Annotated in this window: 16 protein-coding genes; 12 read left to right on the plus strand and 4 right to left on the minus strand. The window is 68.7% G+C overall.

Features of this window, described 5'->3' with window-relative positions; translation table 11 throughout:
- Nucleotides 1-210 precede the first annotated feature (210 nt).
- The 10 genes from IEY69_RS19540 to IEY69_RS19585 all read left to right on the plus strand — a co-directional run bounded on the left by IEY69_RS19540 (nucleotide 211) and on the right by IEY69_RS19585 (nucleotide 6,521).
- The gene (locus IEY69_RS19540) at nucleotides 211-2,157 is read left to right on the plus strand and encodes an AAA family ATPase (protein ID WP_189074787.1); all 1,947 of its coding nucleotides are present in this window, start codon (nucleotides 211-213) and stop codon (nucleotides 2,155-2,157) included.
- 34 nt (nucleotides 2,158-2,191) lie between these two features.
- Entirely contained in the window at nucleotides 2,192-2,533 is a 342-nt protein-coding gene (locus tag IEY69_RS19545; protein WP_189074788.1) for a hypothetical protein, read from the plus strand.
- Between the two features lie 194 nt (nucleotides 2,534-2,727).
- Nucleotides 2,728-3,426: a hypothetical protein gene (locus IEY69_RS19550; RefSeq protein ID WP_189074789.1), complete on the plus strand. Its 699-nt coding sequence runs from the start codon at nucleotides 2,728-2,730 to the stop codon at nucleotides 3,424-3,426.
- Between the two features lie 79 nt (nucleotides 3,427-3,505).
- Nucleotides 3,506-3,952 (plus strand): type IV pilin protein, encoded by a 447-nt coding sequence (locus IEY69_RS22035; protein WP_189074790.1) that lies wholly within the window; start codon nucleotides 3,506-3,508, stop codon nucleotides 3,950-3,952.
- A 23-nt stretch (nucleotides 3,953-3,975) separates the two neighbouring features.
- Nucleotides 3,976-4,440 carry a type II secretion system protein gene (locus IEY69_RS22040; RefSeq protein WP_189074791.1) on the plus strand — a complete coding sequence of 155 codons (465 nt, stop codon included), beginning with the start codon at nucleotides 3,976-3,978 and terminating at the stop codon, nucleotides 4,438-4,440.
- Nucleotides 4,440-4,880: a type IV pilin protein gene (locus IEY69_RS19565; RefSeq protein ID WP_189074792.1), complete on the plus strand. Its 441-nt coding sequence runs from the start codon at nucleotides 4,440-4,442 to the stop codon at nucleotides 4,878-4,880. Before IEY69_RS22040 ends, IEY69_RS19565 begins: the two co-directional genes overlap by 1 nt.
- A gap of 10 nt (nucleotides 4,881-4,890) precedes the next feature.
- On the plus strand, nucleotides 4,891-5,313 hold the full coding sequence (locus IEY69_RS19570; protein ID WP_189074793.1) for a type II secretion system protein: 423 nt from the start codon (nucleotides 4,891-4,893) through the stop codon (nucleotides 5,311-5,313).
- Nucleotides 5,313-6,026, plus strand: a complete 714-nt coding sequence (locus IEY69_RS22075) for a type IV pilin protein (protein ID WP_308425475.1) — start codon at nucleotides 5,313-5,315, stop codon at nucleotides 6,024-6,026. The genes IEY69_RS19570 and IEY69_RS22075 overlap by 1 nt, the downstream gene beginning before the upstream one ends.
- A 102-nt stretch (nucleotides 6,027-6,128) precedes the next feature.
- Nucleotides 6,129-6,272, plus strand: a complete 144-nt coding sequence (locus IEY69_RS19580) for a hypothetical protein (protein WP_189074794.1) — start codon at nucleotides 6,129-6,131, stop codon at nucleotides 6,270-6,272.
- A gap of 96 nt (nucleotides 6,273-6,368) precedes the next feature.
- On the plus strand, nucleotides 6,369-6,521 hold the full coding sequence (locus IEY69_RS19585) for a hypothetical protein (protein WP_189074795.1): 153 nt from the start codon (nucleotides 6,369-6,371) through the stop codon (nucleotides 6,519-6,521).
- A gap of 111 nt (nucleotides 6,522-6,632) precedes the next feature.
- Here the strand turns inward: IEY69_RS19585 and nucS are convergent, their stop codons facing one another.
- Nucleotides 6,633-7,409, minus strand: a complete 777-nt coding sequence (nucS, locus tag IEY69_RS19590) for an endonuclease NucS (protein ID WP_189074796.1) — start codon at nucleotides 7,407-7,409, stop codon at nucleotides 6,633-6,635.
- Nucleotides 7,410-7,635: 226 nt separating this feature from the next.
- Complete coding sequence (gene recQ, locus IEY69_RS19595; RefSeq protein WP_189074797.1) at nucleotides 7,636-10,386, minus strand: DNA helicase RecQ; 2,751 nt, start codon at nucleotides 10,384-10,386, stop codon at nucleotides 7,636-7,638.
- 610 nt (nucleotides 10,387-10,996) lie between these two features.
- Between recQ and IEY69_RS19600 the strand changes: the two genes are divergently transcribed.
- Nucleotides 10,997-11,203 carry a hypothetical protein gene (locus IEY69_RS19600; RefSeq protein ID WP_189074798.1) on the plus strand — a complete coding sequence of 69 codons (207 nt, stop codon included), beginning with the start codon at nucleotides 10,997-10,999 and terminating at the stop codon, nucleotides 11,201-11,203.
- Between the two features lie 5 nt (nucleotides 11,204-11,208).
- On the opposite strand, the gene IEY69_RS19605 is transcribed toward IEY69_RS19600, so the two are convergent.
- Entirely contained in the window at nucleotides 11,209-11,517 is a 309-nt protein-coding gene (locus IEY69_RS19605) for a hypothetical protein (protein WP_189074799.1), read from the minus strand.
- A gap of 105 nt (nucleotides 11,518-11,622) precedes the next feature.
- Between IEY69_RS19605 and IEY69_RS19610 the strand changes: the two genes are divergently transcribed.
- Nucleotides 11,623-12,147, plus strand: a complete 525-nt coding sequence (locus IEY69_RS19610; RefSeq protein WP_189074800.1) for a hypothetical protein — start codon at nucleotides 11,623-11,625, stop codon at nucleotides 12,145-12,147.
- Nucleotides 12,148-12,410: 263 nt separating this feature from the next.
- Here IEY69_RS19610 and IEY69_RS21860 read toward each other — a convergent pair.
- On the minus strand, nucleotides 12,411-12,623 hold a 213-nt coding region (locus IEY69_RS21860), incomplete at its 5' end, for a hypothetical protein (RefSeq protein ID WP_229784141.1).

Here is a 12,623-nt window from a genome sequence, read left to right on the forward strand (position 1 = left end):
TCGTCAACCCCACGCATGGCAGGTGCAAGGCCCGACAGGACATGCCCCTGGCACCCACACGCCTTCGTGAAACCGCGCCGCCCACAGGGTAGGGTGGGAAGCGCGGGGTCACCGGTTTGGAGAACTCGACCCGCAGCATCCACGCCGTGACCCTGGGGAGGGACACGGCGTTTCCCCTGTCGTCACCCCTACGCACCCCACCCTGCAGGCATGAGCGATCCCGGCGCGCCCATCCTCGGCACCGTCCTCCGCGCCTGGCGCACCCCCACCAGCGAAGGCTGCCAGCTCCGCACCGAAGACGGCCCCCTCACCCTCTACGGTCCCCTTCCCCCCGTCACCCCCGGCTGCACCCTCCGCGCCTGGACCGAAGGCTCCACCCTCACCCGCGCCGAACGCGTCATCACCCCCTACGAACTCGCCCGCGCCTTCTACAGCCGCCTGCGCCCACCCCAGAAGGCCACCGCCCTGGAACTCCTCCCCCGACTCGGCCCGGACCCCCACCACACCGTCACCCAGAACGCCCCCAGCCTCCCCACCCGCGTCCCCGCCAGCATCGCCCAGGCCCTCACCCGCCACGCCCGCCGCGAAAGCCGCCTCTACGGCGCCCTCCAGGCCCTCGCCGATCTCGGCCTCCCCCCAGAACACACCCACGCCCTCCTCAACCAGCACGGCGCCGGTGCCCCCAGCGCCTTCCGCGAGCAGCCGTACCTCGCCATCCGCCACGGCATCCCCTTGCGCGTCCTCGACCATGCCGCCCGACTCCAGGGTCTTAGCACCTTCGACCCCCGCCGCGGCCCCGCCCTCGCGTACGAACTCACCCGCCGCGCCGCCCTCGCGTACGGCCACACCTGCCTCCCCCTGCCCGTCCTCGCCGGGGAACTCCGGGACAGTCATGCACTCGACGATGACGAAGCCCAGCAGGCCATTGAAGACGCCCTGAACGGTCAGCTCCTCCTGGAAGACGCTCAGGCGGCCTTCCTCCCCGAGCAGCACCGCGTGGAAGCCTGGCTCGCCGACGACATCGCCCGACTCATGGCCAGCACGCCCGCACGGGTGTCCGTCCCTGCCACGCCCGGATTGACGACGGAGCAGCGCGCAGCCGTACTTCTCGCGGCGGGCACGGCCGTCAGTGTCATCACCGGCGGACCCGGCACCGGCAAGACCACCACGCTCCGCGCCCTCCTCGACGCCCTGGACGCCGCCAACCTCCGAAGCGTCCTGTGCGCCCCCACCGGGAAGGCCGCCAGCCGCATGCAGCAGAGCACGGGCCGCTACGCCACCACCCTCCACCGCCTGCTCAGCTACGACGGTCACAAGTTCAGCAGCGGCATCCTCCCCGGCGACGTCTTCGTGGTCGACGAGGTCAGCATGGCCAGCAACGCCCTGCTCGGCGCGCTCCTGCGCTCCGTCCGCGATGGCGCCCGTGTCATCCTCGTTGGCGACGAGGACCAGTTGCCCCCCATCGACCCCGGCCACCCCCTCGCCGCGCTCACCCGCACCGTCCCCACCGGGCGCCTCACGCAGACGCACCGCCAGGCCGCCGGAAGTCCCATCCTCACCCTCGCCGCCCAGCTCATCAGCGGGGAGAGCCCCGCCCAGACCGGCGTGCCGTTCGTGAGCGCGACGTCCGCCGAGGACATCGTGCAGCTCGTGCTGGCCCGCCAAGGCCAGGCGCGTCCGATGATCCTGACCGCCGGACGCGCCGGACCCCTCGGCGTGGACGCCCTGAACCTCGCCCTGCAGGCCGCCCTCAACCCCGGCGACACCCGCCTCCGCGCCGGGGACCCCATCCTCGTCACCCGCAACAACCACGACACCGGCCTGATGAACGGCATGACCGGCACCGTCACCCACGCCGGGAAGCACCTCACCTGCGTCATCGAGGACACCGAGCACACCTTCACCCCAGGCGACCCCACCCTCACCCTCGCGTACGCCATGACCATCCACCGCAGCCAGGGCAGCGAGTGGCCGGACGTCATCGTCACCCTCGCCCCCGAACATGACCGCCTCCTCTCCCGCCAGCTCGCGTACACGGCCGTCACCCGCGCCAAGGACACCCTGACCGCATCCGGCCTCCGCGCCGCCTGGACGTACGCCGCGCACACTGGCGCCCCCCGCCGCAACAGCCGACTTGAACACTTCCTCAAACGCTGAGCCGGTCACCCCCACGACCGCCACCCTCATCACCATGCTGAGCACGCCCCTCACCCGGCACATCCTGCGCGAACTCGTCAAGGGCGGCGAACAGTACGCGTACGGCCTCCACCTCTCCCTCGGCGTCACCCCAGGAAAAGCCCACAACACCCTACGCGACCTGCACGCTCAGGGACTCGCGGCGCGCCGCACGGAAGAGGAAAACGCCACGGATTCATCGAAGCCCCCCCGGACGTTCTACGCACTCACACCAGAAGGTCTCACGTTCGTCCGGGCGCTCCTGCAGACCACCACGCCCACCCCCGATTCCGACCCGTCACCCCCAGCGGGGGGCCGGTCGTCGTCACCCCCACGCAAGGGACCGTGCTCCACATGACGCCCCCACGCCCCCACCCCCAGCGGGGGGCCAGTCGTCGTCACCCCCACGCAGGGGACCGTGCTCCACATGACGCCCCCACGCCCCTGCCCCCCCACCGGTAGATCCGTGACGGTCACCCCTACGCATGGGACCGTGCCAGACATGACGACCGCCCTGACCCTCCCCCTCACCCCTCCCAACTGGTGGGAACTGTGCTGGCTCGACGGCACGTTCCGGCAGCGCCGCCCCGCCCCCACCCCAACCCCATCCCCGGCTCCTGGCAGCGCCCCCTCCCCTGCGGCGTCACCCCCCTCGCCCACCACCTCGGCCGTGGCGGCACCGTCCTCTGGACGGACGGCGCCCTCCTCCCCGGTGTCGGCGATCACACCCTCCCCATCCTCTCCCGCGCCTGGCTCAGCACCCTCGCCGCCCTCCGCAGCCCCCACGACGACAGCACCGCCCACCGCCACCTCCGCCTCGACCTCCTCACCACCGCCCTCCACCACCCCGACCCCACCTGGAGTGCCCCCTGGATCGACTGCGGCCTCCACATTCAGGACGCCACCTGCGGCCCCTGGACCCTCTACCGCGTGCACGCCGGCGGCACCACCACCCGCGTCTTCCCCTTCGAGGTCCCCACCTGGGCCGCCGAGGACCTCCACACCCGCCCCATCCGCCTCTGGTCCGACCACGTCCCCACACCCACCACCGAGCACGAGCCCCCCACCACGCCCGTCCTCCTCTGGCCGGCCGCCCGCCCCCTCACCGACCTGCTCACCGCGCTCACGCACCTGCACCCCGAGGAGCGCACCGACCTGCACCGCGCCGCCCGCCGCGTGGCCCTCACCACGGCCACCGAACTCGCCCACGACCCCCAGTGGATCGACACGCCCGACGTGCTGCGCGTATGACCCCCGAACCGCGCGCCCACTCTCCCCCCACCCTCACCCCGTCCACCGAACCTCGCCTCCCCCCATCCGGAGCTCACCCATGCAGAAATCCCCAGCCGCACGCACCCAAGGGTTCACCCTGATCGAACTGCTCGTCGTCATCGCCATCATCGGCGTCCTCGCCGCGATCCTGCTCCCCACCTTCAGCGACGCGCAGAAACGCCCGCACGACACCGCTGCCCTTCAGTGCGGCCGGGCGATCGTCACCTTCCAGACCACCGCGAACCTCACCCGGGGCGCGTACGCCAGCCCCCTGACCGACATGGGCCGCGACGTCGCCGAAGCCTGCACCACCGCCGGCGTCCGCGTGTCCCTCAACGACAAACGCGCCACGAACGCCGCCGCCACCGTGAGTCAGTCCGTCTCCACCAGCGCCAGCAACTACGCCTTCCAGGTCTTCCACCCGCAGGGCAGTGGGTACTACCTCTACAACCTCGCCAACAGCCCCACCACCGGCGAGCGTCTCAACCGCCTGTTCACGTGGTGACCCCCATCCGTCAGGAGTCCAGCATGCACACCCGCACCCACACTCAAGGGTTCACCCTCATTGAACTGCTCGTCGTGATCGCCATCATCGGCGTCCTCGCCGCGATCCTCCTCCCCACCTTCAGTGACGCGCAGAAGAAACCTCACGACACCGCTGCCCTCCAGTGCGGCCGGGCCATCGTCACGGGCGCCGTGGCGTACCGCGCCGGGAACGGCGGTGCCCTGCCCGCCGCGCCCTTCTCCCCGGACGTCCTGGGCAGTGACGTCAAGGAGGCCTGCGCGGGTCAGCGCGTCATGCCGTACGCCGTGCCCAAATCCACGACCGGCACCGAGTACGCCATTACGAGCATCGACAGCAAAGGCATGCCCTCGTTCTTCGTCGCCAACAGTCGCGGCAGCGGGGCGTTCGCCACCAGCAACGACGATACGTCCTGCGGCGCGAGCGGCTGCAAACTCCGCTTCCTCACCTGGTCCGCCTGGGGCCTGTAATGCACCGACCGAACACGACCGCCACGGGATTCACGCTGATCGAGATTCTTCTGGTCACGGTCATGATCGGCATCCTCGCGGCCGTGCTCGTCCCCACGCTCACCGGCGTCCGCAAACGCCCCCACAACGTCGCGGCGCTCCAGTGTGGCCGCGCCCTCGTCACCGCGCAGGTCACCTACCACGCCCGCACGGGTGAGTACGCCAGCCGCGTCGCCCAGCTCGCCCAGCCGGACGTCACCCGCACCTGCCGGGACGTGCAGGTCACGTACGCCGGTGATCCCGCCGCCGCGCTCCCCGCCACCGGGTCACAGACCATCACCGCCACCACCGACGGGTTCGGCCTGGACCTCTGGAATCCCCGCGGGGACGTCATCTACCGCTACGTCACGTGGGCGGACCCCCAGGTTCCCGCCCGGACTTTCACGCCCGTTCGCCCCTGACAGGAGAGTCATGAAACAGCGCACCCAAGGATTCACCCTGATCGAGCTCCTCGTTGTGATCGCCATCATCGGCGTGCTCGCCAGCCTCCTCCTGCCCACGTTCAGCAACGCGCAGAAACGCCCGCACGATACGGCCGCCCTGCAGTGCGGACGCGCCATCATCACCGCGCAGACCACCCGCAAGATCAGTGTCGGCACGTACGGCACGGCACCCGCTGCACTCGGACCGGACGTGACGGAAGCCTGCACGGGCATCGAAGTTCAGAGTTACGTGGCGGGGTTCACTCCAGGGCCGAATCAGGCCGGGAACGGCCTGATCGGCGCGGACGCCCTGAACTACAACTTCTACGTGTACAGCCGGAAGGGCACCAGCTCGTACTACACCAGCACCGGCGACGGCTGGAAGCTCCGCCCGTCATCCGCCACGTTCTGATGACCACGCCCGACACAGACGACCGCGACCAGGACGACCGCGACCGGAACGTGCACGCCCGCCTGACCGAGCTGCTGGGCGACACCCTCCGCATCAGCCGCGAACTGCTGCACATGGTCCACGTGACCCTCACGCCCCCGCCCCCCCTCGCCACCGTCCCACCCAGCGCCGTGCGCACCCTCCTCGCCGCCCGCCGCCAGGAACTGGACCGGCACCTGCAGGTCATCGCACGGGAAACCGACGTGCTGCGCGACCTGCCTCCCAGGAGACCCACCATGCATCAGTCCACGCAGGGCTTCACGCTCATCGAGCTCCTCGTCGTGATCGCCATCATCGGCGTCCTCGCGGCCCTCCTGCTCCCGACCTTCGCCGGTGCTCAGAAAAAACCCTACGACGTGGCCGCGCAGCAGTGCGGCCGGGCGATCGTAGCCGCGCAGATCCCGTACCGCGCCGCCAACGGCACCTACACCAATGACCCGGCCGTGCTGGGCAGTGACGTCAAGGAAGCGTGCCGGGACGCGGGCGTGCAGGTCGGCGTCCACGCGACCACCCCGACCGCCGCGACCTCCGCGTACCTGATGAGTGGATCGGACGCGAACAATTTCGCCCTCACAGCCTTCCACCCCAAAGGGACCGGGTACTACCGCTACTGGCTCGGTTCCCCCACGCCGGTCCCCAGCGGGGACCGACTGAACACGCTCTTCCCGTACTGACGCCCGACCGTGACTGACCTGGTCGCCCGCGCGCGGTGCCGCGCACCCCCGGCGGATCGCCCGCGCCCCCTGACACCCGCTTGCCCCACCCCTGGAGGTTCCATGACCCGCACTCGAATCCTGCTCACACTGCTCTGCCTGTCCGGTGGTGCCGGCGCCTTCCCGGTCTACCCGCCGGATGACGGAGGCGGGAGCGTCACCTGCACGTTCATCGTCACGGCGAAAGGCGTGACCGCCATCTGTTGAACCCCTCCCGCGTGCGGTGCCGCGCCCCTCCCAGGGCACGCCTGCACCGCCCCGTCCGCCCAGACTCAAACCCCCTGTCCTTTCACCGAGGTATTCATGAAAAAAGTTCGTACTGCTGGTCTGATGCTGCTGCTCTCCGTGTTCAGTTCCGTTGCGGGGGCCTATCCCGTCTACCCGCCGGACGATGGCCTGATCGGGTACACGCACTGCATCATTTTCGTCACTCCCAACGTCACGGTCCCCTGCTGACCCCCTGAGTGAGCCCGGAGACCAGCTGGTCTCCGGGCTCACGCGTGGTGATGGCTGGAGGGCACGGGTGCCCTCCAGCCTGTTTCATGCCGCGCGGTGGCTGCGCTTGTCTCAGGCGTCGAAGAGGGAGGGTTGCGTGAGCACGGGCGCCACACTCGCGTCCTGAGCGGGCAGTGCGGAGACCTCCCGGAATTCAAGGCCGCGGTTCTCGAGTTCCAGGCGCGCGGGCGTCGTGATCGAGGGGGCGGCCAGAATGCCGCGCACGGTCGCCTGCTCGCCGAGCGTCTGTTGCACGGACCGCACGTACCGGGCCAGCTGGGACACGGCGTGCTGGGTCGCGCGGCCGCGTTTGAGTTCGACCACGACGTAGCGGCCCTGCGCGTCCTGCGCGTACAGGTCGATACCGCCGGAGTCGACCATCAACTCGCGGTTGAGCACGCGTAATCCGGGTTCAATCAGTTCCGGGTGATCCGCCAGGGCCTGCTGCATCTGCGCTTCAGAGCCCTTCAGGACGAATCCCCCGGCCTGCGCGAGTTCCATCGCGAGCGCCAGTTGCGGTTCCAGGAAGATCACCTGCACGAGTTCGTCCGGACTCCGCCGGGACGCCAGGAGCATGCACACGTCCTCTGCCACCTCCGCGGTGATGCGGTCGGTCTTCGGTTGCCAGTTCATGGGCTTGATCCCCGTCGGGTGGTGGATCTGCAGGCTGCCATCCTGCTTGATCATCACGAGGTACGTGCCCAGCTCGGCGGTGCTGGCCGCGCGCCCCAGGTAGGAGACCTCGGCGAGCCCGGCCACCTGAATCAGGCAATCGCGGGTGCGCGTATGACGGTTCAGGAACGCCGCGAGGTCCTGCGGGTTCGGCGCGGTGAGTTGCTCGCGGATCATGGATCCAGTCTGACGGGGACGCGAGCGGCCTGCCATGGTCCGAGGCGCATTCGACTGGGACGAAGGCGCGGCCCGCACCCGAATCTGGGTACTGGCCGCGTGCGGTCACGATTGAGGGTGTTCAGATGCACTCGGGGCAGATCATGTGGCCTCCTTTGAGTCGGGCAGTGCCCTGGCCGTCATCTGAGGGTGCTACCCGACCGAAGTCACTGCTGCTGCACATGTCTCAGACCTCTGACGGCTCACTCTCGGGGCGTGCGGCCTGCTGCCGCCGCGCTCTCTTATGCAGTAGCACCAGCGTGCCCAGCAAACCTCGCGCATCATCCAGCGGTTCCAGCACGCTTCTCGCGTGCTCCGGATCAAGACCGCCGGCCATGTCGGGTAGGGCAGCGAGTTCCTCCAGCACGGCCAGGATTCCATCATCCCCTTCAAGGGCAACCCGCACGTGTTCCAGCAGTTCAGCGGCCGTCCGAGGACGCGGCTCGGGCGGCGCCATGACGGCTGGTGACCGTACGGGCGCAGCGGGGTGTTCGACAGCAGTTTCGGGCACCTGAGCAAGTGGTGGAGTCGTGATCAGGTCAGCGTCCATAGGAATCGAGGGACGAGGTGCGCTCTCCTGCACGTCAACATCCGGCAAGTGCATTAATCGGGTTGGTTGGCCTGGAGAGCGCACGGCGTTCTCAATGGTCGCCAGGATGCGTTCCCCGTACGCTTCAATCCGCTTCGGTCCCAACCCGGCGATGCCGCCAAAGTCCGCCATGGTTCGCGGCCGACGTTCAGCGAGTGCGGCCAACGTCGCGTTCGGGAAGATGAGGTACGCCGCGTACCCCGTCTCCCGGGCCAGATCCCGGCGCAGTGAACTCAGCGCAGTCGTAATCCCCTCGTCGGCGAGTGACGCCCCGGGTGTATCCAACTGAAGTTCAGCAGGACGCGGCGCCACCTCATCGACGTGGAGGATGTCCACGAGTTCTGGCATCCGGACCACTGGCTCCGTGGCCCTCGCCACATCGTCACCAGTAGGCGGCACGACGTCGAGCGGACGCTCCACAGACAGGAGGGGGCCACTTGACTGTGCAGGTACACCTGGGCCTGCCCGCAGGCTTCGGATGGGTGTCAGACCGAACTCGTGGGCCTGCACCGTACCCTGGGGTCGCGGCGCAGTCTGGTGCACGCCGTCTCGGATCACCTGCAACACCTCCAGGCCGTACTGCGCCAGACGCCTCTCCCCGATGCCACGTACCGTGCCCAGCGTGTGCAGACTGCCGGGCCGCAGTTCCGCAATGGCCTTCAGGGCCGTGTCACTGAACACGACGTATGGCGGGACGCCCAGCTGCGTGGCGCGCTCGGCCCGCCACGCGCGTAACGCGAGGAACAGCGGCCGGTCTTCATCCCCGATGACGGCCTGTGCCATCCTTGCCGCATCCCGGACTCGTTTGGGCGTGCGCACCACGAGCGTGTCCTCGCGGAGCAGCAACGGCGCGGTGCCCGCGAGGATTGACCGGGCCTTGGCCGTGGTGGTCAGTCCGTTGTGCGGGCCCGCCGTGAGGTATCCCAGGCTGGCCAACTGGCGCAGCACGCTCCGCCACACCCGCAGCCCGTGGTCTTTCCCGATCCCGTACGTGGGCAGGGACCGGTGCCGCCGGTTCTTGTCGTTGTCCTTGCCCATCAGGATGTCCGTGAGGTACGCCGCCCCGTACCGGTTCCCCGTGCGCACGGCCGCAGACAGGGCCATCTGCGCTTCACGCGTCATGTCCCGCATGGTCGGCGGGTTCAGGCAGGTATCGCAGTTCCCGCACGGGCCGGGGTGATGCTCCCCGAAGTACGCCAGGAGCACTTCACGGCGGCAGGCGGCCGTCTCGCAGTAGGTGAGGAGCGCGTCGAGTTTCCCCGCCTCCACCCGCTTGATGTCCGGTGGGGCCTCGCTGTCGGTCAGCATGCGTCGGACGTTCACGACGTCGGCGAGGCCGTACACCATCCAGGCGGTGCTGGGCAGCCCGTCCCGCCCAGCGCGGCCCGTCTCCTGGTAGTACCCTTCCATGCTCTTGGGCAGGTCGAGGTGCGCCACGAACCGCACGTTGGGTTTGTCGATGCCCATGCCGAATGCCACAGTGGCCACGACGATCACGCCCTCATCGTTCAGGAAGCGCTCCTGCGCGCGGCTACGGTCCGCCTGTGACAGCCCCGCGTGGTAGGCCACGACGGGCAGGCCCTGCTCCTGCAGCCACTGCGCGGTGTCCTCAACGGACTTGCGCGAAAGGCAGTACACGACGCCCGCATCGCCGGCATGTTCAGCCTGAATGAAGTCCAGTAGCTGCTCTTTGGGCTGCTCCTTGGGGGCGATGCGGTACTGAATGTTCGGGCGGTCGAAACTGGAGAGGAATTCAGGGGCGTTCTCGAGGCCCAGCACGCGGCGGATATCTGCGCGGGTGCGGTCGTCGGCAGTGGCCGTCAGGGCAAGGCGGGGGATGTCAGGGAACTCGCGGACTAGGACGCTGAGTTGCTGGTACTCCGGGCGGAAATCGTGACCCCACTGGGACACGCAGTGCGCCTCGTCCACGGCGAACAACGCGATCGGCGCCTGGTGGAGCAGTTCCAGGGTGCGTGGCAGCAAGAGGCGTTCCGGCGCGATGTACAGCAGGTCGAGTTGCCCATGTTGCACCGCGTGTTCTACGGCACGGGCAGCAGAGGGTGCCAGGGTGGAATTCAGGTATGCCGCTCGCACGCCCAGCTGGCGCAGGGTGTCCACCTGGTCCTTCATCAGCGCGATCAGGGGGGACACGACGATGCCCACGCCGGAGCGCACGAGGCTGGGCACCTGATAGCACAGGCTCTTCCCGCCGCCGGTCGGCATGAGGACCATCGCATGTTGACCGCTCGCGACTGTGCGGACGATGTCGCCTTGCGTCCCGCGAAAGTCGTCGTACCCCCAGATCCGCTGCAGGATCTCCCGCGCCTGGGTGAGCACATCCCTCGTCATCACCGCCAGTTTAGCCGATTCTGCTCAAGGCAGAATCCAACGCGGTCAGGATTCAGCGTGCCAATCAGCACCCTCCCCTCTCCCATCAGCGACACCGCCGGGCATATGCACGTGCGGGCGTGAGGAGGTGCCAGTACACTCAGCAGGTGCCCCCACAACTCCCGGACTCGTCACCCATTCCCACGCCGACTGTGTTCGTCAGTCAGACGTCCAGTGATGCACTGCTCGATCGGGTCAACTGCCCGGAGTGCCTGGATGTTGAGCAGGCTGATCCGTGCTCGGAGTGCTGAGTCCAAAGACCGCCGTTCGTGACCGTGAATCCACTCATCTGATCCAGGTGGTGTTCCTCCTGGGGACCCGGCAGCGCGTCACCCTGAATGTCGAAGACGGCACGTGGCAGCCTCGACAGCCCGCACCGGTCCTCGCCGCCCTCTCCGAACGCCTGGCGTGGAACGCCGATCTCCCCCTGAAGCAGGGTGTGGAGTTGTCGGCTCAACAGGTCGGGGCAACAGTCTTGCGCATGACGTGGAGTGAGTATCCCGTTGAATCACCACTCTGCCCTCCACCAGTCAGGGGCCAATAACCCATTGGACTGCCGTAGGGTAGACCGGTGCTGTTCACCCCTGGCCGCCCCCTCCCAGCCGATCCTCAGTCCACCCAGGAGCGCACCCTGTACCACGCGTCCCGGACGTCCGGAGAGATGGGCAGCATGACCCGCGAGGGCGGCACTTGGCAGTGGCGACAGCTGCGCGGCGATGGGCCGGACGCGTACGGCACGGGCGGCTGGAGTGACCTGCAGAAGTGGCTCCAGGGCTGAACTGATCAGTCAGCCGCGGTTGACGCCGAGGTCAGCAGCGGCGTCCACTCAGGCGCCGCAGAGAGGAGTGCCGCTCTCGCCTGTGCCGGATCGTTCAGTCGGAAGCGCCCCCGGGCCACCCGCTCTGTCCGTACTGGGGTCCCGTCAGACAGTTCGAGCCGGGCGGCGTAGACGTAGGCGCGCACGGTCAATTCCTTGCACGGCGCACCCCACGCCCGAAGGAGCGGGTACACGTCGGCCGCGCCGAACGGGACGTGGGCCGCGCTGGTCAGGTCGAGCATGGCGCGCACGATGAAGTCTTGGCAGGAGCGCATCCGGTGGAGTGTACGCGAGCAGTTGAAGACGAACATGCGCGAATGAGCACACTGTCCCACTCAGGTGCGCCCACGTCGGACGCGGAACCCGGGTAGCCTGACGGCATGAGCTACAGCGTGGAGCAGTTGAAGGCCTGGGCCGCAGAAGGGGTGGACGCGTGGCAGGCCAGCATGCCGCCCGGCGTGACGTTCGGCGCGGTCGTGCCGGACGCGGACGCCGTGTTCTTCACCGTCACCCGGGGGAACGAAGGCTCCTTCATCCAGGTCCCGGCCGGGAAAATGAACAGCCCGGAGACGTGGGAGTCCGCGGCGGCCTACATGCTCGACGCGGTGCACCGGGACCAGCTGCGGCCACTGGAGGACGGGCAGGTGCCACTGATCAAGCTGATCCTGCCGCAGGAGGAGATTGACCGGCCGCGCGAGGCGCCCACCCCGATCGACCTGCACGCGCTGCTGCCGGACCCAGCGGTGCGGGAGATCGTGCTCGCCGAGATGGCGGCCGGAGTGGCGGAACTGGAGGAGCGTCGGACTGGGCTGTGGTACCTGAATCCGGCGTTCGGGCCGGAGGTCCTGGTGCGGCAGTTGCACGTCGATGCGGCGGGGCGCCTGGTGGCGAGGTCGGACGCGTGACGGTCCGGCGCCGGACCATGGCGCTGGTGCTGGCCGCGCTGGCATGGGGGACCGTGACGGCCGGGCCGCCCTGTTACGGCTGCGCGCCGGTGGTGCTGGAGCCGTGCTTGCCCTGCTGAGCGCGCCGTGGGGGCTGCTGTGCGTCTGGGGTTCGGGGGCCAGGCCGGTCAGACCGTGACGGGCGTTCCCAGGCCACAGGCCGATACCCCCAACCGGTCGCGTCACACTGCACCAGGGCATGACGTGAAGGTGTTGGGCACTCTTTACCAGCCGCGCTTATCCCGCTGGTGGAGCGCGACGCCTGCCGACTTGAGACCGTCCGCGAAGTGACGGAACGTGCCAGTCAGCCAGGGCTCCTCATCATCGCTGATCTCCACATGAATGTACGGCTCCTCTGTACCGGACATCTTCAGGTTGAGACTGTGCTGGACGGCACATCCCTGAACGTGTGATCGGTCGCGAACGGGCACGACAAA

Source organism: Deinococcus sedimenti, from assembly GCF_014648135.1.
Lineage (GTDB): Bacteria > Deinococcota > Deinococci > Deinococcales > Deinococcaceae > Deinococcus > Deinococcus sedimenti.

Bases quoted from the DNA above. Each gene is read 5' to 3' on its own strand.
- IEY69_RS19540 (WP_189074787.1), top strand. From the start codon at position 211: ATGAGCGATCCCGGCGCGCCCATCCTCGGCACCGTCCTCCGCGCCTGG.
- IEY69_RS19545 (WP_189074788.1), top strand. From the start codon at position 2,192: ATGCTGAGCACGCCCCTCACCCGGCACATCCTGCGCGAACTCGTCAAG.
- IEY69_RS22035 (WP_189074790.1), top strand. From the start codon at position 3,506: ATGCAGAAATCCCCAGCCGCACGCACCCAAGGGTTCACCCTGATCGAA.
- IEY69_RS22040 (WP_189074791.1), top strand. From the start codon at position 3,976: ATGCACACCCGCACCCACACTCAAGGGTTCACCCTCATTGAACTGCTC.
- IEY69_RS19565 (WP_189074792.1), top strand. From the start codon at position 4,440: ATGCACCGACCGAACACGACCGCCACGGGATTCACGCTGATCGAGATT.
- IEY69_RS19570 (WP_189074793.1), top strand. From the start codon at position 4,891: ATGAAACAGCGCACCCAAGGATTCACCCTGATCGAGCTCCTCGTTGTG.
- IEY69_RS22075 (WP_308425475.1), top strand. From the start codon at position 5,313: ATGACCACGCCCGACACAGACGACCGCGACCAGGACGACCGCGACCGG.
- IEY69_RS19580 (WP_189074794.1), top strand. From the start codon at position 6,129: ATGACCCGCACTCGAATCCTGCTCACACTGCTCTGCCTGTCCGGTGGT.
- IEY69_RS19585 (WP_189074795.1), top strand. From the start codon at position 6,369: ATGAAAAAAGTTCGTACTGCTGGTCTGATGCTGCTGCTCTCCGTGTTC.
- nucS (WP_189074796.1), bottom strand. From the start codon at position 7,409: ATGATCCGCGAGCAACTCACCGCGCCGAACCCGCAGGACCTCGCGGCG.
- recQ (WP_189074797.1), bottom strand. From the start codon at position 10,386: ATGACGAGGGATGTGCTCACCCAGGCGCGGGAGATCCTGCAGCGGATC.
- IEY69_RS19605 (WP_189074799.1), bottom strand. From the start codon at position 11,517: ATGCGCTCCTGCCAAGACTTCATCGTGCGCGCCATGCTCGACCTGACC.
- IEY69_RS19610 (WP_189074800.1), top strand. From the start codon at position 11,623: ATGAGCTACAGCGTGGAGCAGTTGAAGGCCTGGGCCGCAGAAGGGGTG.